This is a genomic window from Saccharothrix longispora, assembly GCF_031455225.1.
Taxonomy (GTDB): domain Bacteria; phylum Actinomycetota; class Actinomycetes; order Mycobacteriales; family Pseudonocardiaceae; genus Actinosynnema; species Actinosynnema longispora.
On record NZ_JAVDSG010000001.1, the window covers coordinates 1,294,377 to 1,315,527 of the forward strand.

Consider the following 21,151-nt stretch of genomic DNA (forward strand, 5'->3'; position numbering starts at 1 on the left):
AACCCTAATAGCGCTCACCCGATCGGGCTTGACGAGCGCGGTCGCCGCTCATCGGGCGGGGTGACGCCCGCGGTGCCAGGATCGCCGACATGAGCGCGTTCCCCGGCCTGCCCCCGTTCCTGCTCACCGGCCGGGAGGCGCCACCGTCGGGCCGCGACCGCCGCGCGCACCTGCTGCCCGGCCGACCGGGACGGGCCGGGCCGGACGGCGAGGCGCCCCGGGCCGCGGTCGTCGGCGGCGGCATCGCCGGGGTGGCGGCCGCGGTGGCGCTGGCCGAGCGGGGCGTGCGGGTGGTGCTGCACGAGCGGCACGGCGAGCTGGGCGGTCGGGTGCGCGGGTGGACGACGTCCACCGGGGAGACGATGACGCGCGGGTTCCACGCGTTCTTCCGGCAGTACTACAACCTGCGCGCGCTGCTGCGCCGAGCGGACCCCGGCCTGGCGGGGTTCCGGCCGGTGGCCGACTACCCGCTGCTGCACGCCGACGGCACGCGCGAGAGCTTCGCGCGGCTGCCGCTGACCCCGCCGTGGAACGTGGCCGGGTTCGTGCTGCGCAGCGAGACGTTCACCCTGCGGGACGTGGCGCGGATGGACACCAGGGCCGCCACGGCGCTGTTCGACGTGTCGCTGCCGCGCACCTACGCCGAGCTGGACCACGTGGACGCCGACGGGTTCCTGCGCGGCATCCGGTTCCCCGACGCGGCCCGGCACCTGGCGTTCGAGGTGTTCTCCCGCAGCTTCTTCGCCCACCCGTCCGAGCTGTCGGCCGCCGAACTCGTGGCCATGTTCCACATCTACTTCCTCGGCTCCAGCGAGGGCCTGCTGTTCGACGTGCCGCGCGACGCCTACCCGGCGGCGATCTGGAACCCCCTGCGCGAGCACCTGGTCTCCCTCGGCGTGGAGGTGCGCACCGGCAGCGCGGTGGACCGGGTGGCCCGCCGCGCCGACGGGTACCGCGTCTCGGCGGCCGGCCGGGACGAGGACGTGGACGCCCTCGTCCTCGCCGCGGACGTCAACGGCCTGCGCGCGCTGGTGGCCGCCTCACCGGACCTGGGCACCGCGGCGTGGCGGGCGGGGGTGGCCGACCTGCGCACCACGCCCCCGTTCCTGGTGAGCAGGCTGTGGCTGGACCGGCCCGCCCGGCCCGACCGCGCGCCGTTCCTCGGCACCAGCGGCTTCGCCCACCTGGACAACATCAGCGTGCTGGACCACTTCGAGGACGAGGCCCGCCGCTACCGCGACCGCACCGGCGGTTCCGTGGTGGAGCTGCACGCCTACGCCCTCGACGAGGGCTGCGACCAGGACGAGGTCGTGGCCACCCTGCTCCACGAGATGGGCGTGGTCTACCCGGAGCTGGCCGGCGCGGGGGCCCGGCAGGAGGAGCACGTGCTGAGCGCCGACTGCCCCCTGTTCGCGCCCGGCTCGTTCACCGCGCGCCCCACCGTGGCCACGCCCGACCCGACGCTCGTCGTGGCGGGCGACCTGGCGCGGGTGGACCTCCCGGTCGCCCTGATGGAACGTGCCGCCACGACCGGCTTCCAGGCCGCCAACGCCCTCCTCGGCCGTTGGGGCCTGCGCGGCCACGACCTGTGGACGGTGCCGAACCGGGGCCGCTCCGCCCTGCTGCGCCGCGCCGCGCACCGCGCCCGCGCCGGCGCGCGGGGCTGACCACCCCGCACGCCGGGTGACGGTGCGTCGACGACCCGGTCCCACCCGTCGGAATTCGCACCGGTCGGGCATGGATTTCGGACGGGGCGCGGAGTAGAAATAGCCAACCCCCTCCGTCGCCGCTCGATCGCCACCGGGTCGGTGAGAGCGCTCTCACTGCTCGGCGGCCGGCGGTCCAACCCTCAGCAGAGGCATGTCAATGACGATCATGCGCCACTCCAGACGAGGTGCCGGCCGGGCTCTCGCCCTCGGTCTCGCCCTCGCCACGGCCGCCGTGGCGGTCGCGCCCGCCGTGTCCGCCGACCAGCCCCGCCGCGGCACGCCGGACCTCGGCGTCAACGTCACGGTGTTCGACCCCACCATGCCGGTGGCCGAGATCCAGGCGACCCTCGACGCCACGCACGCCGCCCAGGTCGACAACGAGATGGGCACCGAGCGGTACGCCTACCTGTTCAAGCCCGGCCAGTACGGCACCGCCGAGCAGCCGCTCCAGATCAAGGTGGGCTACTACACCGAGATCACGGGTCTCGGCGCCTCGCCCACCGACGTCGTCATCAACGGCAAGGTCGAGGTCTACAACCGCTGCCTCGCCGACAACGGCACGGGCAACTGCATCGCCCTGGTCAACTTCTGGCGCACCCTGTCCAACCTGACGGTCAACGTCAACGCCGCCGGCCAGGACGGCTGCCGCTCCACGACCAACTTCTGGGCGGTGTCGCAGGCCGTGTCGGTGCGCCGGCTCAACATCACCAACGGCTCGCTGTCGCTGATGGACTACTGCACCGCGGGCCCGCAGTACGCCAGCGGCGGGTTCATCGCCGACTCGCGGCTGCCCGTCGTCACCAACGGCTCGCAGCAGCAGTGGCTCACCCGCGACAGCGAGGTGGCCGGCTGGTCCAACGGCGTGTGGAACCAGGTGTTCTCCGGCGTCGAGGGCGCCCCGGACGACTCCGCGTTCCCGGACCCGCCGTACACCACGCTCGACACCACCCCCCTGAGCCGCGAGAAGCCCTACCTGTTCGTGGACGCCAAGGGCAAGTACAACGTCCGCGTCCCGGCGGCGCGCAAGAACACCAGCGGCACCTCGTGGGCCGACGGCCCCACGCCCGGCCGCACGATCCCGCTGAGCGACTTCCACATCGCCAAGCCGGGCGACTCGGTGGCCCGGATCAACGCCGCGCTGCTGCTCGGCAAGCACCTGCTGCTCACCCCCGGCGTGTACGACATCGCGCGCAGCATCGAGGTCCGCCGCCCCGACACGGTCGTGCTCGGCATCGGCCACGCCACGCTCACCGCCGTGAACGGCGCGATCCCGCTGGACATCGCGGGCGTGCCGGGCGTCGTCATCGCCGGCGTCACGGTCGATGCCGGGACGACGCTGTCCCCGGTTCTGGTGCGGGTCGGCAAGCGGCACGGCCTGAACTGGAGCTCGCCGAACAACCCGACCACGCTGTCCGACGTCTACTTCCGGGTCGGCGGGCCGCACGTCGGCAGGACCGACACGGCGCTGGAGGTCAACAGCGACCACGTGCTCATCGACCACACCTGGGTGTGGCGCGCCGACCACGGCGTGGAGGGCTTCACCGACACGCAGCGCTGGAACACCAACACCGGCCGCACGGGCGTCGTCGTCAACGGCGACGACGTGACCGCGACCGGCCTGTTCGTCGAGCACTTCCAGCGCCACAACACGGTCTGGAACGGCGAGCGCGGCACCGTCGTGCTCTACCAGAACGAGCTGCCCTACGACCCGCCGACGCAGGCGGACTGGATGAAGGGCGACGTCGAGGGCTGGGCGGGTTACAAGGTCGGCGACCACGTGCGCACGCACACCCTGCACGGCGCGGGCGTGTACGTGTTCAACCAGAACAACCCGTCCATCCACACCGAGAACGGGTTCGAGGTGCCGGAGCGGCCCGGCGTGAAGCTGCGCCACATCATGACCGTCAACCTCGCCGCGGGCACGATCGACCACGTCGTCAACGGCGTGGGCGAGGCGGCCGACACGACGAGGATCGGCGTCCCGGTCTACGTCGCGGAGTACCCGCTGCCGTAGTCGGGGAGGGGCGGCGCCCGACGGGTGCCGCCCCTCGTGCGGACGGGTGGCGGGGCCGGCCACCCGTCCGGTCACCCGATGGGTGAAGATCCACGTCCATGCGACGTGTGCGGGTGCGCCGGTGGGTCGTGGTCGTGGCCGCCGTCGTGGTGGCGCTGCCGTTGGCGGGCCTCGGCGTGCTGGAGGTCGTCAACGCCCGCGGGTTCCAGTTCTTCGGCGGGCTGACCCGGGCCGTGGCCACCGACGAGCGGGTGGTGGCGCTGACGTTCGACGACGGGCCGGTGCCCGGCGGCGCGGAGGAACTGCTGGCGGTGCTGGCGGAGAAGGACGTGAAGGCCACCTTCTACCTGGTCGGCCGCGATCTGGAGGCGCACCCGGAGCTGGGGCGCGCCATCGCGTCGGCCGGGCACGAGATCGGCAACCACTCGTACTCGCACCAGCGGATGGTGTTCGTGACGCCCGGCTTCGTCGCCGACGAGGTCGAGCGCACCGACCGCCTGATCCGCGAAACCGGCTACGCGGGCGCGATCACGTTCCGCCCGCCGCACGGCAAGAAGCTGCTCGCCCTCCCGCACTACCTGTCCGAGCACGGCCGCACGACGGTCATGTGGGACGTGGAGCCCGAGGCCGAGGCGGACGACGACGCCGAGGCGCTCGCCCGCCACACCGCGGAGCACGTCGCACCGGGGTCGATCGTCCTGCTGCACGGCATGTACGAGAGCCGCGCCGCGACCCGCGAGGCCCTCGGCTCCCTCATCGACCGCGTCCACGCCCGCGGCTACCGGTTCGCCGCGGTCTCGGACCTGCTGCGGCTCGGCCCGGCGCGCGGCTGAACGACGGCCCGCCCCGCGCCTCCGGTCGCGGGGCGGGCCGCCGGGGAAGGCTCGGGCGGGCCGGCGCGGAAGGGGCGTCAGACCGCGACCAGCGCGGGCGCCGGGGGCGCCGCGGGCTCGGGGACCCCGCTCACCGGAGCGGGTCGGGCGTCCGGGCGCAGGAGGGTGTCGGCGTCGGCCAGCAGGCGCTGCGCCTCGCGCAGGCCGTCGGCGATGCGGGCCCGCCGGGCGCGCAGCTCGTCCACCCGGCGCAGGGCCTCGGTCACGACGCGGTCGGCGTGCTCGGTCGCCTCGCGGACGATGCGCTCGGCCTCCGCGCGGGCGGCGGCCTCGCGGTCGGCCAGCTCGGCCGCGGCCTCCGCCCGCCGGGCGCGCATGGCGGTCTCGAAGTCCTCCTGGACCTGGACGCGCAGGGCTTCGGCGCGTTCGTCCAGCGCACGGCGGCGCCGCTCGGCTTCCCGCGTCGTCTCGGCGATCCGCTGGTGCGCCTGCCGCATCACGGCCTCGTGCTCGGCCTCCAGCTCGCGGCGACGGGTGTCGAGGTCGGCCACCAGGCGCTCCGAGCGCTCGCGCAGCCGGGCGGCGGCCCGTTCCGCGGTGGCCCAGTGCTGCTCGGCCGCGGCCCTCGCGCGACCGGTGATCTCGGCCGCCTCCTCGTGCGCCAGGTCGACCAGGCGCCGCAGGCGCTCGGTGAGGGCGGCCGGGTCGATCGGCGTGCGGCACAGGCGGTCCAACCGGTCGCGCAGCGCGCGCACCTCCGCGCGGGCCCGCTCCAGCTCGCGGGCCACGTCGTCGGCGCGGGCCGCCGCCGCGTCGCGGTCCACCGCCAGCAGCCGCAGGTCGGCCTCCACGTTCTCCACGTAGTGCCGCACCTGCCCGGGGTCGTAGCCCCGCCACACCACGTCGAAGTCGGTCCGCAGCGGGACCAGGTCCGGGCGGGCGTCCACCGCCGTCACGACAACATCCCTCCAGGCTCGGGCGCGGTCCGCGGACGGCCGCGCGGGTCGGCGATCTCGCGGCACGGCGGCGGGTCGGGTGCGCGGGAACGGCCGCCGAACGTCCCGTTCGGACGGAGCCGCGGCGGTCTTGACAGGACCCCCCGTCCGTGCCTATAAGGAATATACATCGGTCAACGACCCTGGTGGACCTGCCCGGAGTGCTCGACGTGAACGGAACCGCAACGCGCGCAACGGCTTTCGCCGACCTGGTCCTCGCCGACCCGGCCTGGCTCGACGCCGAGTTCGCCGCGATCGTGGACGCCAACTTCGGCGCCACCCCCGAGCCGCCGTTCACCCGACGAGGCCCGTCCGGGAACCCCGGAGCCACGGACCCGCCCGCACCACCGCGCCCGCACCAGCGCCCGGTTCCGCACCGGGTCCACCCGCACCAGCGCTCACCACCGGACCGCCGGGACGTGCCCCTCCGGTCATCGCGCGGTGGGGTCGTCCGGGCCTCCCGGCGCCCGGACGACCCCCGGTCGCACCTCGGCGGACCACCACCCCGGTCGCGGTGACGGGTGCCGGCACACTGCGTGCCGGTCGGGTGGGGGAGGGGCCGGTGACCGGTTCGGTGTGGTGGGACGTCGTGGTCGGCGTCGCGGCGGGGCTGCTCCTGGCGTGGCTCGCCCTGGTCGCGGTGCTGGTGCTGGTGCGCCCCCGGGGCGCCCTGCTGCGGGAGGCGCTGCGGCTGCTGCCCGACCTGCTGCGGTTGGTGCGGCGGCTCGCCGCCGACCGCGACCTGCCGCGCGGGGTGCGGGTCCGGGTGGCGCTGCTGCTGGTCTACCTGGCCTCGCCGATCGACCTGGTGCCGGACTTCATCCCGGTCCTCGGGTACGCCGACGACGCGATCGTGGTCGCCGCCGTGCTGCGCGGCGTCGCGCGCAGGGCGGGCCTGGACGCCGTGCGCGGGCACTGGCCCGGCAGCGAGGACGGCTTCGCCGCCCTGACCCGGCTCACCGGCCTCGACCGCCGTTGAGGGGGCCGCCGGGCGGTCACCGCCGGCGCAGCACCGGGACCAGCGCCAGCGCCGGGACGAGCAGGACGGGCACCACCAGCAGGGCGCGCAGCACGCCGACGTGGTGGCCGAGCAGGCCGACCACCGGCGGGCCGGCGAGGAACGCCGTGTAGCCGATGAGCGCCACCACGCCCACCCTGGCCGCGGCCCGCTCCGGGTCGCCGTCGGCGGCGGCGCTCATGCCGACCGGGAAGCCCAGGGACGTGCCCAGGCCCCACAGCGCCACACCGAGCACGGCCGGCGCGGGCGAGTTGCTCAGCACCGCGACGGCGACCCCCGCGACAGCTGACGACATCGTGCACAGCAGCACCGGCACGCGGCCCCAGCGGTCCAGGGCCGCCGGACCGACGACGCGGCCCAGCGTCATCGTCGTCACGAACACGCCGAACACCACCGCGCCGGCCGCCGGGCTGAACGCGTGGCCGTCGACGAACGCCACCGCCAGCCAGTCGTTCGCGGTGCCCTCGGCGAACGCGAGCACCAGCACCAGCAGGCCGATCAGCAGCGTGCGCGGTTCCCGCCAGGCGGCCAGGACACCGCCGGCGCCGCGCCGCGCGCCGCCGCCGTAGCGGAACGAGCGCGCGGCGACGACCGTGCCGGTCAGGGTCGTGGCCGCCACCGCCGCCAGGTGCGCGGTCACCGGCAGCGCCGCCGCGGCGGCACCCGCGGCGGCGATCGTGCCGAGGCTCCACACGCCGTGGAAGCGGGGCATCACGGTGCGCCCGAGCGCCCGTTCCACGGCCGCGGCCTCCACGTTCATCGCCACGTTGCACACGCCCGAGCCGTAGCCCAGGGCGAACAGGCCCGCGGCCGTCCCGGGCACCGACGGCCACGCGCCCACCGCGCACCCGATCACCACCAGGGCCGCCGCGAGCACCGCGGTCGACCAGCCCACCGCGCGGCGCACCCCGAGGCGGTGGGCGACCGCGCCCGCGGTGAGCATCGCCGACACCGACCCGGCGGACAGCGCCAGCAGCAGGAGCCCCAGACCGCCCGCGCCCAGGCCCAGCGCGTCGCGCGCGGCGGGGACGCGGGCGAACCACGAGGCGAGGGCGAAGCCGTTGAGGCCGAAGACGACGGCGACGGCGGTGGAGGCGGCGCGGACCTGCCGCACGTCGGTCAGCGGGGTGATCACGGGGCAACCCCACGCCCGCAAGCGCTTCCAGCGCAAGGGCCGGCAGACTGGCGGCGTGGTCGGGAGGGCTCGGCTGGAGGACGTGGCACGGCTCGCCGGCGTGTCGACGGCCACGGCGTCGCGCGTGCTCAGCGGACGGGGACCGGCGTCGCCCGCGTCCCGGAGCCGCGTCGCGCGCGCCGCCCGGGAACTCGGCTACGTGCCCGACGCCGCCGCCCGCACCCTGGCCGGCAGCGGCGGCACGCGGGTCGCGGTCGCGGTGGGCGGGTGGACCGCCGACGTGCTCGACGACCCGTACGCGGCCCGCGTGCTCACCGCGGCGGCCGGGGTCGCCGCCGCCCGCGAGGTCGGCGTGTCGCTGCACTGGGTGCCCCTGCACGACCCGGCGGCGCTGGCGCGGCTCGCCGGGCAGCGCGGTGTCGACGGGATCGTCCTGGTCAACCCGACGCGGGCCGCGCTGGCGGTGCTGCCGAGGTCGGCGCGCGGGCGCGTCGCGGCCATCGGCGTCGGCGCGCGGGGCGTCCCGGCCTTCGACGTCGACAACGGCACGGGAGCCGCCCGCGTGGTCGAGCACCTGGTGGCCGCCGGGCGGCGGCGGGTCGCGATGGTGACCGGCCCGGCGTGGCTGCCCTGCACGGACCGCGCCGTCGACGCCTACCGCCGCGTGGTCGGGGAGGCGGGGCTCCCGGTCCGCGCGGTGCCGGGCGACTTCACGGCCGCGCGTGGCGGGGCGGCGGCGGAGGAGGTCCTGGCGCGCTGGCCGGACACCGACGCGGTCTTCGCGCTCGGCGACCTGACCGCGCTGGGCGCGCTGGGCGCACTGGGCCGGGCGGGAGTGGACGTGCCCGGCGACGTGGCGGTCGCGGGGTTCGACGACATCGCGTTCGCGGCGTTGAGCCGGCCCGCCCTGACCACGACCACCAACCCGGTCGAGACCATCGCGGCGGGTGCGACGACCGCGGTCCTGGACCGGCGCGCGGCGGAACCGCTCACGCTCCACCCGTCGGAGCTGGTGCTCCGGGACAGCGCCTGAACGCGCGGGGCGGCCGGTCGGGCACCGCCCCGTGCGCCGGGCGGACTACATCAGGCCGCTGATCTGCGCGGCCACCAGGTCGATCCGGACGCCCTGGTTCGGGCAGCCGCCGTAGTGGTGCAGGCCGATGACCTTGTTCGTCCGCCGGGACAGCACCGGCGAGCCGGACGAGCCGCCCTCGGTGTCGCACCGGTAGGCGATGTCCGACTGGGACGAGCTGCCGTTGACCCGCACGGCGGACACGACGCAGTAGCCGCCGCCGTTCTGGTCGTCGCGCAGCGACACCTTCTTGAGCTTCCCGGCCGGGTGGCCGATGACGTACATCTCCTCGCCGACCGCGGGCACGCGGGCGTCGAGCTCCAGGTAGCCGAACGACGCCAGCGAGGCGAAGTTGGTGACGCTGAACAGCGTGTAGTCCAACGCGGCGTTCGTCCGGAGCACGGACGACACGAGGACCTTCGTCACCGCCGCGGTGGCGGTGCCGCCACAGGTCGGGCACTGGTAGTTGAACCACACCTCGATGCCGGTGCCGCTGGTGAAGCAGTGGTTGTTGGTCAGCATCCGGTTGGTCGGCCCGACCCGCCACGCCGTGCACAGCGAGCCGCCGTTGCGCAGCAGCTTGGCCACCGCCGGGGTCTTGCCGAACTCGGCGGGGTTGCTCGACTGGTAGCACACGGCGTCGCGGTAGTCGTTGCCGCCGCAGATGCTCCTGGGCGCCACCTCCGCCGCCGCGGACAGCTCGGCGTCGGTGTACCCGCGGGTGACCTTGTCGAGCGCCACGCGGCTGTCCGGGTGCGCCGGTCCGCCGTCCTTGCCGCGCAGGGCGAGCACGGCCGTGTCGCCGGTGACCGACATGGCCCAGAAGCCGGTGGCGTCGGTGGTCGCGGTGCCCGACGCGGCCACGTCGGCGGTGTAGCGGTACGACTCCGCGCCGGTCGGGTCGGACACCGCCAGGACGTCGCCGCCGACCAGCCGTAGGCCGGTGAAGTGCGCCTTGAGGTACCACGAGCCGGGTCGGTGGAGGGTGGTGGACGGGGTCGTGCCGTCGAGGACGACCGACACGGCCTCGTCCTGGCCGACCTTCTGGGTCTGCTCGACGTGCCGCGGTGCCGCGTTCGCAGGGGGTGCGAGCACCGGCGCGCCGAGCTGGGTGGTCATGAGTTGGGGTGCGACGACCAGGGGCGCCGCGAGCAGGGTTGCCGCGAGGAGTTGCAGGGTTCTCCGCACGGGCTCACCTCACAATCCGAGCAGGGACGGTTACCACAGGTGATGATGGCGGTCCCCGGTGGCGGTGTCAGCCCGCCGAACGTCGGCAATCCCGCTGGCCGGGAAGGCGATCCGTCGAATTGTCCACTGTGGATGAAAGGCGGCTGTCACACCTCGGGGCGCGCGCGGCGCGGTGGACGGCCAGTTGATCACGACCAGCGGTCGGCCGGGGGCGCGGGCTGATCACCCGCGCCGAACACCTCTGCCGAACCTGCGGCGAATCCTGAACCGCCGGGGCCTGGCGGCCGTGTGGCGGCGGTAGCGTTCGGCCATGGAGCTCGCCGCCCGGCTGATGACCGCCCCGTCCGTCCCCCCGCGCCTGTCGGCCGCGTCGGAACGCGTGCTGTCCCCCGGGGAAGGTCCCTCGTGCCGCTGGTGCGGACTGGCGACCGACCCGCGGTGGCCCGCCGGGCACCCGGCCGCGCTCGTGGTGGCCGACGCGGGCCCGCGGGTCGGGGCGGAGCGGCTCGCGCACCGCTTCTGCGCCGACCCGGTCAACCGCAAGTTCGACGTGGACGCGCCCGTCGACCCCGTCGTCGTTCGCCGCGCCCGCCTGGCGTTCGCCCTGCGGGGCGCGGGGACGCGCGGGTGGTGGTGGTTCGAGCTGGGCAGCGACGCGGAGCGCACGACGCTCGCGCACCTGCGGTCGGTGCTCCGCCTCGGCGCCCGCGTCACGGCGTCCGACGTCCTGGCCGCGCTCACCGGGCCGCTGACCCGCAGGCTCTACCGGGAGCGGGTGCGCAGGTGGGCGCGCCTCCCGCTGCCGGGCGCCTCCGCCGGTGGGCTGTTCGCCGGACGCTGAGGCACCCGGCGTCCGCGGGTCAGCCGCAGATGCAGCCCCTGGTCAGCGCCGTGGCCGTCGTGGCGGCGCAGAAGCGGGTGCCGAGCGCGTCGTGGGCGCTGCGCGGGTGGGCGCAGGCGTCGCAGCCGTCCTCGGACACGACCACCGCGCCCTGTGCCGTGTGCCGTGCCGCGTTCGGTTCCGCGACCCGCTGCTGGATGGTGTCCGGTGCCATGTCGGCTCCGTCCCCGGTCGCCGGGCGACCGCTGTGGGAGTGCGCCAAGAGCGGCGTCCGTTGCGACGGACGCGCGAGGAACTCCCGGTACCACCGACAGTACTCCGAGGGGTCCTCGACGCCGGTCGGTGGGCGTACGCTCGGGTCACCGAGGGTTTGTCGAGCGTCGACGGTCGAGTCGGAGCCGCCTTGGGCGCACCAGGAAGCCCGTCCGGCAGGTCCGGGCGGAGGCGGGAGCGCCGAGATGATCTCGGACCGGCTTCGCACCACACCCGATGCCCGCGCGGAGCACCGACCGCGACTGGCGATGAAACCCGGCAGCGCGCGCGGCGGGCTCCTCGACGGCGCCTGGTGGCCCCGGTCGACCGAACCGGCGGCCGAGTTCCCCGCGTTGGTGGCGGCGCTCGGCGGTGACGGCCCGATCCGCCGCGCCTCCTACCACCTCGGCACCTGGGAGCGCGCGGAGCGCAGGCTGGACGTCGGCGGCGCGGTGGTGCGGATGGAGGGCTTCCACGCCACCCAGCCCGACACCGTGACGCTCATCAGGTCCGACTACTCGCGCGTGCGCCTGCTCGTGGTCCCGCCCGGCACGACCGGCGGCGTGGCGCGCGCCGTGCTGCGGTCGACGGCGACGTCGGGTCCGACGGCCACCGTCGAGGAGATCATGGCGGGCAACGGGTTGGTGGCGGGCCGGAACCCGGTGTACCCCACCGGGGTGCCGCGGACGCCGAAGTTCGACGCCGGACCGGACGAGCGGTGGGACGCGGAAGGCGGCGCGGCCCGTCGGCGCGCGGTGCTCGGCACGGGGTGATCCCCGGCCGCCTCGCGCCCCGCCTGCCGGGTGCGGACCACTGGGAGCGGACTACTGGGAGCGGTGACCGCCCAGGTGCGTCCCGCGGGTGGACCGGGGCCCGGTCGCCGTCGCCGGCGCGGGGGTGGTCGCGACGCCGGCGGCGGCCAGGATGCCCGCCGGCAGGTGGGTGTCGTTCGGCAGGGCGGCCAGGGACATCGCGCGCTCGGCGGCCTCGTCCTGGGTGTCGGGGGAGATCACCAGCAGGTCGATCCGCCGCCCGTCGACCCCGGAGACCTGGACGACGTCGGTGTCCAGCGCGGCGAACCCCTTGAGCGACGCGGTGCGCCCGCCCAGGTCCACCTCCTGCGGCACCGAGCCCCAGAAGGCGACGGCGTACACCACGGTGCTCACCGGGCCGAGCCGGTCGCCGATCGCGTCGACGAGCCCGGGCAGCTCGGCGGCCAGGTCGCGCGTCCTGGGCCACCAGCCGCCGTCGACGTGACCGGTCGGCGGCGCCAGGGGCTTGAGGCGCAGGCGCGGCGGGGAGTGGGGGGTGCTGGTGCGGGGCGGGTCCGACGTCATGCCGGTGCTCCCGTCTCCGGTCTGGGCGACCGGGCGAGTCGTGCACCGGGGACGGCGCCGGCCCGGACCGCCCGCGCACGAGGTTCTCCCGGTGCCGCCAGCCTACGCGGTGACCTCGCGGCGGGGCGGGCACGAGCGGCCGTCACGCCGTCCAGGCCAGCAGGGCGCCGCTGCGCTCCGGGGAGCGCAGCAGGGCGAGGGACTGCTTCTCCAGCTGGCGGATGCGCTCGCGGGTCAGGCCGATCCGGTCGGCGACCTCGCGCAGCGTGCGCGCCCGGCCGTCGACCAGGCCGTAGCGCAACGAGATGATCAACGCCTGCCGGGCGGGCAGGGTCCGCACCAGGGCGCCGAGCTCGGCGACCACGCCCCGCTGCTCCAGCACGTCCTGGGCGCGCACGGCCGCGGTGTCCTCGATCAGGTCGGCCACCGAGCTGCCGCCGTCGTCGCCGATCGGCGCCTCCAGGCTGATCGCGGCGCGTGCCGCCGCGCGCAGTTCGAGCACCCGGGCCAACGACGTGCCCGACGCGCGGGCCACCTCCTCGGGGGTGGGGTCGCGGTCCAGCTGCCGCTCCAGCGCGCGCTCGACCTTGCGCAGCTTCGCCATCTCCTCGAACACGTGCACGGGCAGCCGGACGGTGCGGGTCTGCTCCGCCACCCCGCGCTCGATGCCCTGCCTGATCCACCAGATCGCGTACGTGGAGAACTTGAACCCCTTGGTGTGGTCGAACTTGTGCACGGCTCGCATCAGGCCGAGGTTGCCCTCCTGGACCACGTCGAGGAACGGCAGGCCGCGGTGCGCGTGCTTCTTGGCCACCGAGACGACCAGGCGCAGGTTGGCGCGGATCATGTGGTCCTCGGCCAGGCGGCCGTCCCGCTCGACGGCGTCCAGCCCGCGACGGCGCTCGGGGCTCGGCGGCGGGAGCTCGCCCTCCCGCGCGGCGCGCAGCAGCTCGGCGGCGTACACGCCCGCCTCGATCCGGCGGGAGAGCCGGACCTCCTCCTCGGCGGTGAGCAGCGGCGTGGCGCTGACCTCGCGCAGGTAGTGGCCCACCAGGTCGGCGTCCTGGTCCCACTCGCGCGGTGACGCCGTGCGGCGTGGTGCTCCGGTGGTCGACATGACCTTCTCCTCGGATCGGCCCGCCTGGCCGGCACGGGGAGGTGTGTGGTGATCGGTGTCCGCGGTCGACGCGGGACGTGTGCGTCGCCCCGACCACCCCACCGTACGCCGTTCGGGGCGGTCGGCGGGGATGGGCGACGACACCCGGACGGCCGTCCCGCCGCCGCTTGGGCGACCGGCCGAGCGCGGACGCCCGGGTTGCGCTGAACGGCGGCTGGGCGGCGTGGACGCGTGGTCCCTATAGTCCGGTCAGAGTGGTCTGGGAGCGCTCCCAGACGCGTAGTGGAATGAGGGACCCTCGATGAGGAGAGTTCTCGCCGGACTGCTCGCGACCGCCTCCTTGGCGGGCGGGCTCGTGGTGGTGGCGCACGCGGGTGCCTCGACGGCGCCCCGACCCGTGATCTCGCCGGCCGACGACCCGGTGGTCGTGGTGTCGAGCACCTTCGAGGACGGCACGACCCAGGGCTGGGCGCCGCGCGGGGGAGCGGCGGTGGCCGCGAGCACGGCCGCCGCGCACGGCGGCGCGCACGGCCTCGCCGTCACCGGGCGGACCGCCGACTGGGAGGGGGCCCTGCTCGACCTGCTCGACGTCGTGGACAAGGGCACCCGCTACGAGCTGTCGGTGTGGGTGCGGCTCGCGGCGGGCGAGGCGGCCACCCGGGCGAGGCTGTCCGTCGAGCGCCGGACCGGCGGCACGCCGTCGTACGACCAGGTCGTGGGCGCCACGGACGTCACCGCCGACGGCTGGGTCAACCTCACCGGCTCCTACACCCTCGCCGCCGACGTCGAGTTCCTGACCGCGTACGTGGAGACGACCAGCGCCACGGCCGCGTTCCACGTCGACGACTTCACGCTGTCCCACACCCCGCTGCCGCCGGTCCAGACCGACATCCCGGCGGTCAAGGACGTGCTGGCCGACCACTTCACCGTGGGCGCGGCCGTCGAGCCCGCGCAGGTGCTGGGCAACCACGGGCAGTTGCTGGCCAGGCACTTCAACTCGATCACCCCGGGCAACCAGCTCAAGTGGGACGCCACCGAGCCCACCGAGGGCGCCTTCCGCTTCGGCGACGCCGACACCCTCGTCGCCTGGGCGAAGGCCAACGGCGCGGCCGTGCGCGGGCACACGCTCGTGTGGCACCAGCAGACCCCGGCGTGGGTGTTCCAGGACGCCTCCGGTGCGGAGATGACCGCCACCCCGGAGAACAAGGCCCTGCTGCTGGCCCGGCTGGAGGCGCACATCCGGGGCGTGGTGGGCCACTACGGCGACGACATCCCGGTCTGGGACGTGGTGAACGAGGTAGTCGACGAGAACCAGGCCGACGGCCTGCGCCGCAGCCGGTGGTTCGAGATCGCCGGCCTGGACTACGTCCGCACCGCGTTCCGGGTGGCGCGCGAGGTCGCGCCCACCGCCGAGCTGGTGATCAACGACTACAACACCAACGTGCCGGCGAAGCGGGACAAGCTGCACGACCTGGTCGCGCTGCTGCGCGCGGAGGGCGTGCCGGTCGACGCGGTCGGCCACCAGATGCACGTCAACGTGCAGTGGCCCTCGGTCGCCGAGACCGAGGCGATGATCGCGAAGTTCACCCCGCTCGGCGTGGACCAGCAGATCACCGAGATGGACGTCTCGATCTACACGGACAGCAGCCAGTCCTACCCGACGCCGCCGGCCGACGTCCTGCGCACCCAGGCGTACCGCTACCGGGACCTGTTCGAGGTCTACAAGCGGCACTCGGCGTCGATCAGCTCGGTCACCCTGTGGGGCCTGGCCGACGACAACACGTGGCTGGACGCGTTCCCGGTGACCCGCAAGGACCACCCGCTGCTGTTCGACACGCGGTTGCAGGCCAAGGACGCCTACTGGGGCGTGGTGGACCCCGACCGGATCGGCGGCGGCCCCACCACGACCACCACGACCACGACCACCACGACCGACGCGCCGCCCCCGCCGGTGTGCGTGATCAACTACGACCTGGTGGGCCAGTGGCAGGGCGGCTTCCAGGGCTCGGTGCGCATCGTCAACCGGGGCGCGGCCACCACTGCGTGGACGCTGACCTGGTCGTTCCCCGACGGGCAGCGCATCACCCAGCTGTGGGGCGGCAGGCACACCCAGGACGGCGCGAACGTCAGCGTGCGCAACGAGTCGTGGAACGGCGCGATCCCCTCGGGCGGCTCGACGACCCTCGGCTTCCTCGGTTCGTGGACCGGCCGCAACACCAAGCCCGCCACGTTCAGCCTGAACGGCGTGGTCTGCCGGCCCGCCTGACCCGACCCCGCCCGCCCGCCCGCCCGGCGGGCGGGCGGGCGGGCGGCGGTGCGGGGCCTCAGTCGACGGCGGTGGTCCTGGGCGCGCTGTAGACGACGTCCACGTACTCGCGGTGCCGCCCGATCCACCCCGAGATGAACGGGCACAGCGGCAGCACCGGCAGCCCCCACTCGCGGGCCTGGTCCAGCCCGGTCCGCGCCAGGGCGCTGCCCACGCCGCGGCCCTCGAACGCGGGGAAGACCTCGGTGTGCGTGAACACGATCAGCTCGGGCGTGCGGATGTAGACCGCCTTCCCGGCGACCACCCCGTCCACCACGGCGGCGAAGTGCTTCTCGTCGGGCACGTCGTGCACCTCGATGGCCATGCGGGTTCCTCTCCTCGACCGGGAACCGCAACCCTACAAGTCGGGGTGGTCCGGTATCGCCGCAGATCACCGCCCGGGTGTTCCGCCGAGGTGGTCCCGACCCGCCGTGCGGGTGGCGTCGGGGAGCGGGTTGCGCGGCCCTCGCGCGCCGGGCGAGGAGGACCGCGGCGACGCCGAACGGAACACCCGTCGCCAGGCCGAACCACCAGTTCCCGCGCGCCCACACCTGGGCGGCGTCGAAGAGCACCCCCCGCCACCGGTTCGACCCCCACCACCAGTGCCAACGGCAGTTTGTTCCGCTCCGCCACGGCAACCCCTCCCTCGTCGGACACGTCGAACACGTCGACTACCCGGTGGAGGTCCGGGGGAGGCGACACCGGACGGACCTCCACAGAGGACCGGACGGGCGATCGGCGGCGGATCGGGCGAATCGCCCGTGCCCGGTCCGCAAACGCTCCGTGTCTGAATCGTGAACCCGGAACGTTCACAGCGCGTGACGGGTGTGGCCGGCGACGGGATCGGGCATCCACCCCTCGACATGAGCCGGCGGCATCCGCCAGCCGGCCGGCGGAAGGGAAGGAAGAGGTTCATGGGCATTCTGGGCTGGATCGTGCTGGGTCTCATCGCGGGCGCCATCGCCAAGGCGGTCATGCCGGGTCGTGACCCGGGCGGCATCGTCATCACCATGGTCATCGGCGTCGTGGGGGCCATCATCGGCGGTTTCGTCGGGCAGGCGATCTTCGGTACCGGGCTCGGCAGCTTCTTCGACCTGAGCACGTGGCTGCTGGCGATCCTCGGTGCGCTGATCGTCCTCGGCATCTACCACGTCGTGACGAGCCGCGGTCGCCGCGCTCACCACTGACCGTCCTAACCGGACCTGACGGTGCGGCGCCCCGCTACGGGGCGCCGCACCGTCGTGCGCGCACCTCGCGGCTACGGTGGCGCCATGAGGGTCGTGCTGCTGGGTGAGTACCGCGCCGAGAGGCTGATCGCGCCGCTGCGCGCCGCCGGCGCCGAGGTGGTGGTGCTCGGCGGACCCGACCTCGGTCCGTGGTTCGGCGACGACGTGCGCGTCGGCCGGCTGCCGGCCGAGCCCACCGACGACGCCCTGGCCGCCCTGCTGCGCCACTGGTCGCCCGACCTCGCGGTGCCGAACGTCCGGTCGCCCGGCCAGGAGCAGCACCTCCCCGTCTACTCGCGGTTGCGCGGCCCCGGCCTGCCCGTCCACCCGCCGGTGTTCGCCGACCTGGCCACGGACAAGGTCGCCTTCCACCGCACCGCCGTCGAACGCGGCTGGCCCGTCCCGCGCGGCGTGGTCTGCGAGACCCCGGCGGACCTGCTCGCGACGCCGCTCCGGTTGCCGACAGTGGTGAAGGAGGCGCGCAGCGAGTCGTACGCGGGCAGGCACTTCGTGACGGATCGTCACGACCTGGCCGTGCTGTCGGCCCACCTGCGGTACCCGGTGCTCGCACAGGAAGCCGTGACGGGCGAGGAGTACGCGGTCGAGCTGCTCACCACCCCGGACGGCACCACGACGTGGCCGGTCGCCTCCCTGGGCGCCCTGGACCCGGACTGCGCCCCCGGTGGCCGCGTCCGCGCGTCGCCCGTCGACTTCCCGGCGGAGGACGCCCTGGCCGCCCTCGTCGCCGACGTCGTCGCGTTCGGCCGCCCGCACGGCCCGTGGCAGCTGGACCTCGCGGTGACCGGGGACGGCTCGCTGGTCGTGTTCGAGCTGAACGCCCGCTTCGGCGGCGTGTCGAACCTGAGCTGGTTGGCCACCGGCGCGGACCCGCACGCCGTGCATGTGGACGCGGTCCTGGGCCGCCCGCTGCCCACCCCGGAGGCGCACCGCGCGGCGGTCGAGCTGCCGGTCCCCAACGGCGTCGTCCTGCCGCCGCCCCCGCCCGGCGCGGAGCTGCACGCGTTCGTCGCCGGTCCCACCAACCCGACGCCGGACCTCACCGGCTTCTACCGGGCTGTCGTGGCCGTGGACCCCGACCACGCCGACGAGGTCCGGAGGTGGATCGCGGGCCTGCCCCTGGACCTGACCACGCCGACCGCGGTGCTCGCCGGGCTCGACCGCGGCCTGCGGGCGCTCCGACCCCGGCCCCCGACCTCCCCGGGGGAGCCGGTGCGGCAAGATCCGGGGGCATGACCGCACCGCCGCGCAACCCCGTGGTGGCCTGCGGGGTCTACGTCGACGGCGTCCGGCAGCCCGGCGACCACACCCCGGCCGCCGCCATCGCCGAGGTCCGCACCCGCGGCGGCGGGTTCGCCTGGATCGGCCTGTTCGAACCCGGCGACGACGACATCCGCGACGTCGCCGACGCGCTCGGCCTGCACGAGCTGGCCGTCGAGGACGCCGTGCACGCCCACCAGCGGCCCAAGCTGGAGCGCTACCCCGAGCACCTGTTCGTGGTCCTCAAGACCGTCCGGTACGTCGAGCACGAGTCGCCGACCACGGCCAACGAGATCGTCGAGTCGGGCGAGATCATGGTGTTCCTCGGCCGGGACTACGTCGTCACCGTCCGCCACGGCCGCCACTCCGGCCCGCACGACGTCCGCGAGCAGTTGGAGCGGGAACCGGAGCGCCTGCTCGGCCCGGCCACCGTCCTGCACGCCGTCGCGGACCGGGTCGTGGACGGCTACCTCGACGTCGTCGAGGCGTTCCAGGGCGACCTCGACTTCCTGGAGACCGCGGTGTTCGCGCCCCGCGACGCCCTCGGCGTCGAGCAGGTGTACCTGGTCAAGCGGGAGCTGCTGGAGCTGCGGCGCGCGATCATGCCGCTGGTCGGACCGCTGCGGTCGCTCAGCGACGGGACGTGCGCGCCGTTCGTGCCCGAGGCGGACCGCACCTACTTCCGCGACGTGGAGGACCACCACACGCGGGTCGCCGAGCGCGTCACCGGGTTCGAGGAACTGCTGACCACGCTGGTCGACGCGACCCTGGCGAAGGTGTCGCTGCGGCAGAACAACGACATGCGCAAGATCTCCGCGTGGGCCGCGATCATCGCCGTGCCGACGATGGTGTTCGGCGCGTACGGCATGAACTTCGACCGCATGCCGGAACTGCGCTGGACCTACGGCTACCCGCTGGTGCTGGCCGCCGTCCTCGGCGCGTGCGCGGTGCTCTACCGCCTGTTCAAGCGCTACCACTGGCTCTACGACGCCCCGAGCCGCCCCGCGCCGCTCGCGCGCCCGACGTTCTGGGTGATGCTGTTCCTGCTGACCTGGCTGGCGGCCGTGGTGCTCGGCGTCGGGTAACGGTGCGGGGAGGACCGGTGCTCGGGACGACCGGTGCGGTCCTCAGAGGACTTTGCCCCCGTATATCACGGTTTCACCCGAAGGTGTCTTTCTCGCCCCGATTGGGTATGTCCAGGTCAACAGCGCACACCGCGCGCACGGACGCAGAGAACGGGAGCCGACATGCCCTGGGTGGAACGACACCGTCGACGTGCCCCGAACAGCTGGTTCCGCACGACCACCGTCCGCCGGCACTACCGCAAGCCCGCCGGGTTGCCCATCGTGGCGATCGCCGTCGCGGCGGTCGTGGTCCTTCTGCTGCTCATCGTGCTCTTCTAGCTCTACCACGGACAGCCGGCGCCCGGCGGGCCGCGGAGGACGGGGAGACCCGTCACCCGCGGCCCGCGGCGCGTCACCGGGGGGCCGGTCCGCGGCCGGTTCGGATGTGGCCGAGTCGGGTGTGGCCGAGTGGGATGTGGTCAGTCGGACGTGCTGTCCAGCCGGTGCACGGCGATGTGCAGCACGTCCGACGCCGCGATCGCGGTCAGCGCGGTGGCCACCAGGCGGGTCGCCCGGGGCGCGAACACCAGCCCGCCCACCAGGGCCCCGGCGATCCAGACGCCCGAGCAGAACGGGCACGTCACCAGTTCGCCCACGGCGTGGCGCACGCCGTCGCCGCGCACGGACTCGTTGACCTCGGCGTTGCCCGCCGGTTCCTCGTAGCGGGTGAACGGGGCGCGCAACGCACTGGTCACGGAGCCCTTGGTGGCCAGGCGGCTCGCCTTGTAGGTGGCCACGGAGACGAGTGCGACGTCACCGAGCGCGAACCGCTCGGGCAGGCGCACACCGAGGTGGCGGCCCACGGCGGTGGCGAGCCCGACGGCGCCGGCGAAGGTGCTCATCGCGGCCAGGTAGCCCTTGAGGGGGCGGTCCTGGCCCGCCGCGTACTCGGTCTGCACGCGGCGCAGGGTGGCTGAGATCGACATGGCGCTGGAGTTGCCCCGATCGGGTAGGTGAAACGCGTTCAGGGACGGCCTCGCGCCGGGGTCTGACCCGCGACCCCGTGGCGCAGCGGCGTGTTGTCGTCGGGCGAGTGCGCCGGGGACACCGGCGGTGTGCGCGGGGTGGACGCGGCGCCCGGCGTGTTGGCCGGGTCGCCGCCGGACGGCTCGGCGCCGTCGTCCAGCTGGGCCAGCCTCGCGGTGAGCACCTCGGTCACCGGTGTCCGGTTCCCGTGCGCGCGCTCGTGCTCCAGCACGGCGGCCAGCTCGTCACGCGCCAGGGAGCGCACGCGGTGCCGCAGGTCGCCCAGGGACAACTGGTCGTAGTCCGGGATGGGGAGTTCGTGGCTCATGCCCGGCGGCTACCCGGCCGATCGCCGGGCAAACGACCCCGGCGGCGGTCTCCCCGACCGGGCGCCGCGACCGTGCGGTGCCGCACACCCGGTGGGCGACCGGCCCGGGCGGGTTTGAACGGGGCCGTCCCATCGCACCCCCTTGCGGGTACGAGTGCACGTCCGACCAGAACGCGGAGGAGCGTCACCATGAGCGAGGAGAAGGCCTGGAACGACGTGGCCGACCAGGAGCGCCCGGTCGACCCGTACGCCGAGATCGAGGTCGCCGACGACGAGGAGGCGTCCGTGGGCAGGCCGGAGCGACCCGAGCCGGCCACCGCGACCGACGTCGACGCCGACCCGGCCGACGTGGCCGACCAGCACCGGGTGGTGCCCCTGACCGAGGACGACGAGTTCTGAGTGCCGGGATGACC

Annotated in this window: 22 protein-coding genes; 13 read left to right on the forward strand and 9 right to left on the reverse strand. The window is 74.7% G+C overall.

The window, feature by feature from the left end:
• Positions 1-89 precede the first annotated feature (89 nt).
• The 3 genes from J2S66_RS05755 (at position 90) to J2S66_RS05765 (ending at position 4,556) form a co-directional block, all read left to right on the forward strand.
• Positions 90-1,667, forward strand: coding sequence for an FAD-dependent oxidoreductase (locus tag J2S66_RS05755; protein WP_310304669.1), 1,578 nt, complete (start codon positions 90-92; stop codon positions 1,665-1,667).
• Positions 1,668-1,875: 208 nt separating this feature from the next.
• A complete protein-coding gene (locus J2S66_RS05760) occupies positions 1,876-3,723 on the forward strand; it encodes a pectate lyase-like domain-containing protein (protein ID WP_310304671.1) in 1,848 nt (615 codons plus the stop codon).
• A 98-nt stretch (positions 3,724-3,821) separates the two neighbouring features.
• Entirely contained in the window at positions 3,822-4,556 is a 735-nt protein-coding gene (locus J2S66_RS05765) for a polysaccharide deacetylase family protein (RefSeq protein ID WP_310304673.1), read from the forward strand.
• 77 nt (positions 4,557-4,633) lie between these two features.
• Here the strand turns inward: J2S66_RS05765 and J2S66_RS05770 are convergent, their stop codons facing one another.
• The gene (locus J2S66_RS05770) at positions 4,634-5,512 is read right to left on the reverse strand and encodes a coiled-coil domain-containing protein (protein WP_310304675.1); all 879 of its coding nucleotides are present in this window, start codon (positions 5,510-5,512) and stop codon (positions 4,634-4,636) included.
• A gap of 601 nt (positions 5,513-6,113) precedes the next feature.
• Here J2S66_RS05770 and J2S66_RS05775 point away from each other — a divergent pair.
• Positions 6,114-6,530 carry a YkvA family protein gene (locus J2S66_RS05775; protein WP_310304677.1) on the forward strand — a complete coding sequence of 139 codons (417 nt, stop codon included), beginning with the start codon at positions 6,114-6,116 and terminating at the stop codon, positions 6,528-6,530.
• A gap of 16 nt (positions 6,531-6,546) precedes the next feature.
• Here J2S66_RS05775 and J2S66_RS05780 read toward each other — a convergent pair whose 3' ends face one another.
• Entirely contained in the window at positions 6,547-7,704 is a 1,158-nt protein-coding gene (locus J2S66_RS05780) for an MFS transporter (protein WP_310304679.1), read from the reverse strand.
• A gap of 55 nt (positions 7,705-7,759) precedes the next feature.
• On the opposite strand from J2S66_RS05780, the gene J2S66_RS05785 reads away from it, so the two are divergent.
• On the forward strand, positions 7,760-8,737 hold the full coding sequence (locus J2S66_RS05785) for a LacI family DNA-binding transcriptional regulator (RefSeq protein ID WP_310304681.1): 978 nt from the start codon (positions 7,760-7,762) through the stop codon (positions 8,735-8,737).
• Positions 8,738-8,782: 45 nt separating this feature from the next.
• On the opposite strand, the gene J2S66_RS05790 is transcribed toward J2S66_RS05785, so the two are convergent.
• Positions 8,783-9,964, reverse strand: a complete 1,182-nt coding sequence (locus J2S66_RS05790) for a trypsin-like serine peptidase (protein WP_310304682.1) — start codon at positions 9,962-9,964, stop codon at positions 8,783-8,785.
• Between the two features lie 310 nt (positions 9,965-10,274).
• On the opposite strand from J2S66_RS05790, the gene J2S66_RS05795 reads away from it, so the two are divergent.
• Positions 10,275-10,805, forward strand: a complete 531-nt coding sequence (locus J2S66_RS05795) for a hypothetical protein (RefSeq protein ID WP_310304683.1) — start codon at positions 10,275-10,277, stop codon at positions 10,803-10,805.
• A 19-nt stretch (positions 10,806-10,824) separates the two neighbouring features.
• On the opposite strand, the gene J2S66_RS05800 is transcribed toward J2S66_RS05795, so the two are convergent.
• Entirely contained in the window at positions 10,825-11,019 is a 195-nt protein-coding gene (locus J2S66_RS05800) for an RGCVC family protein (protein WP_310304685.1), read from the reverse strand.
• 307 nt (positions 11,020-11,326) lie between these two features.
• Here J2S66_RS05800 and J2S66_RS05805 point away from each other — a divergent pair, with 307 nt between their 5' ends.
• Positions 11,327-11,830 (forward strand): DUF5994 family protein, encoded by a 504-nt coding sequence (locus tag J2S66_RS05805; protein ID WP_310304687.1) that lies wholly within the window; start codon positions 11,327-11,329, stop codon positions 11,828-11,830.
• Between the two features lie 51 nt (positions 11,831-11,881).
• Here the strand turns inward: J2S66_RS05805 and J2S66_RS05810 are convergent, their stop codons facing one another.
• Together J2S66_RS05810 and J2S66_RS05815 are read right to left on the reverse strand one after the other, a co-directional pair.
• Entirely contained in the window at positions 11,882-12,394 is a 513-nt protein-coding gene (locus J2S66_RS05810) for a DUF5994 family protein (RefSeq protein ID WP_310304689.1), read from the reverse strand.
• Between the two features lie 142 nt (positions 12,395-12,536).
• The gene (locus tag J2S66_RS05815) at positions 12,537-13,511 is read right to left on the reverse strand and encodes a sigma-70 family RNA polymerase sigma factor (protein WP_310304691.1); all 975 of its coding nucleotides are present in this window, start codon (positions 13,509-13,511) and stop codon (positions 12,537-12,539) included.
• A 301-nt stretch (positions 13,512-13,812) separates the two neighbouring features.
• Between J2S66_RS05815 and J2S66_RS05820 the strand changes: the two genes are divergently transcribed.
• On the forward strand, positions 13,813-15,777 hold the full coding sequence (locus tag J2S66_RS05820; RefSeq protein WP_310304694.1) for an endo-1,4-beta-xylanase: 1,965 nt from the start codon (positions 13,813-13,815) through the stop codon (positions 15,775-15,777).
• Positions 15,778-15,835: 58 nt separating this feature from the next.
• On the opposite strand, the gene J2S66_RS05825 is transcribed toward J2S66_RS05820, so the two are convergent.
• On the reverse strand, positions 15,836-16,141 hold the full coding sequence (locus tag J2S66_RS05825; RefSeq protein WP_310304696.1) for a GNAT family N-acetyltransferase: 306 nt from the start codon (positions 16,139-16,141) through the stop codon (positions 15,836-15,838).
• A gap of 589 nt (positions 16,142-16,730) precedes the next feature.
• On the opposite strand from J2S66_RS05825, the gene J2S66_RS05830 reads away from it, so the two are divergent.
• From J2S66_RS05830 to J2S66_RS05845, 4 genes are all read left to right on the forward strand, one after another.
• Positions 16,731-17,003 carry a GlsB/YeaQ/YmgE family stress response membrane protein gene (locus tag J2S66_RS05830; protein ID WP_306746268.1) on the forward strand — a complete coding sequence of 91 codons (273 nt, stop codon included), beginning with the start codon at positions 16,731-16,733 and terminating at the stop codon, positions 17,001-17,003.
• A gap of 84 nt (positions 17,004-17,087) precedes the next feature.
• Positions 17,088-18,296 (forward strand): ATP-grasp domain-containing protein, encoded by a 1,209-nt coding sequence (locus J2S66_RS05835; protein WP_310304700.1) that lies wholly within the window; start codon positions 17,088-17,090, stop codon positions 18,294-18,296.
• A complete protein-coding gene (locus J2S66_RS05840; protein ID WP_310304702.1) occupies positions 18,293-19,405 on the forward strand; it encodes a magnesium and cobalt transport protein CorA in 1,113 nt (370 codons plus the stop codon). Before J2S66_RS05835 ends, J2S66_RS05840 begins: the two co-directional genes overlap by 4 nt.
• 162 nt (positions 19,406-19,567) lie before the next feature.
• Positions 19,568-19,723: a hypothetical protein gene (locus J2S66_RS05845; protein ID WP_310304703.1), complete on the forward strand. Its 156-nt coding sequence runs from the start codon at positions 19,568-19,570 to the stop codon at positions 19,721-19,723.
• Positions 19,724-19,863: 140 nt separating this feature from the next.
• Here J2S66_RS05845 and J2S66_RS05850 read toward each other — a convergent pair whose 3' ends face one another.
• A complete protein-coding gene (locus tag J2S66_RS05850; protein WP_310304705.1) occupies positions 19,864-20,370 on the reverse strand; it encodes a DUF1360 domain-containing protein in 507 nt (168 codons plus the stop codon).
• A 38-nt stretch (positions 20,371-20,408) separates the two neighbouring features.
• Positions 20,409-20,738, reverse strand: coding sequence for a DUF8129 domain-containing protein (locus J2S66_RS05855; RefSeq protein ID WP_310304707.1), 330 nt, complete (start codon positions 20,736-20,738; stop codon positions 20,409-20,411).
• Between the two features lie 189 nt (positions 20,739-20,927).
• Here J2S66_RS05855 and J2S66_RS05860 point away from each other — a divergent pair, with 189 nt between their 5' ends.
• Positions 20,928-21,137 carry an Rv3202a family protein gene (locus tag J2S66_RS05860; protein ID WP_306746262.1) on the forward strand — a complete coding sequence of 70 codons (210 nt, stop codon included), beginning with the start codon at positions 20,928-20,930 and terminating at the stop codon, positions 21,135-21,137.
• The last annotated feature ends 14 nt before the right edge of the window (positions 21,138-21,151 follow it).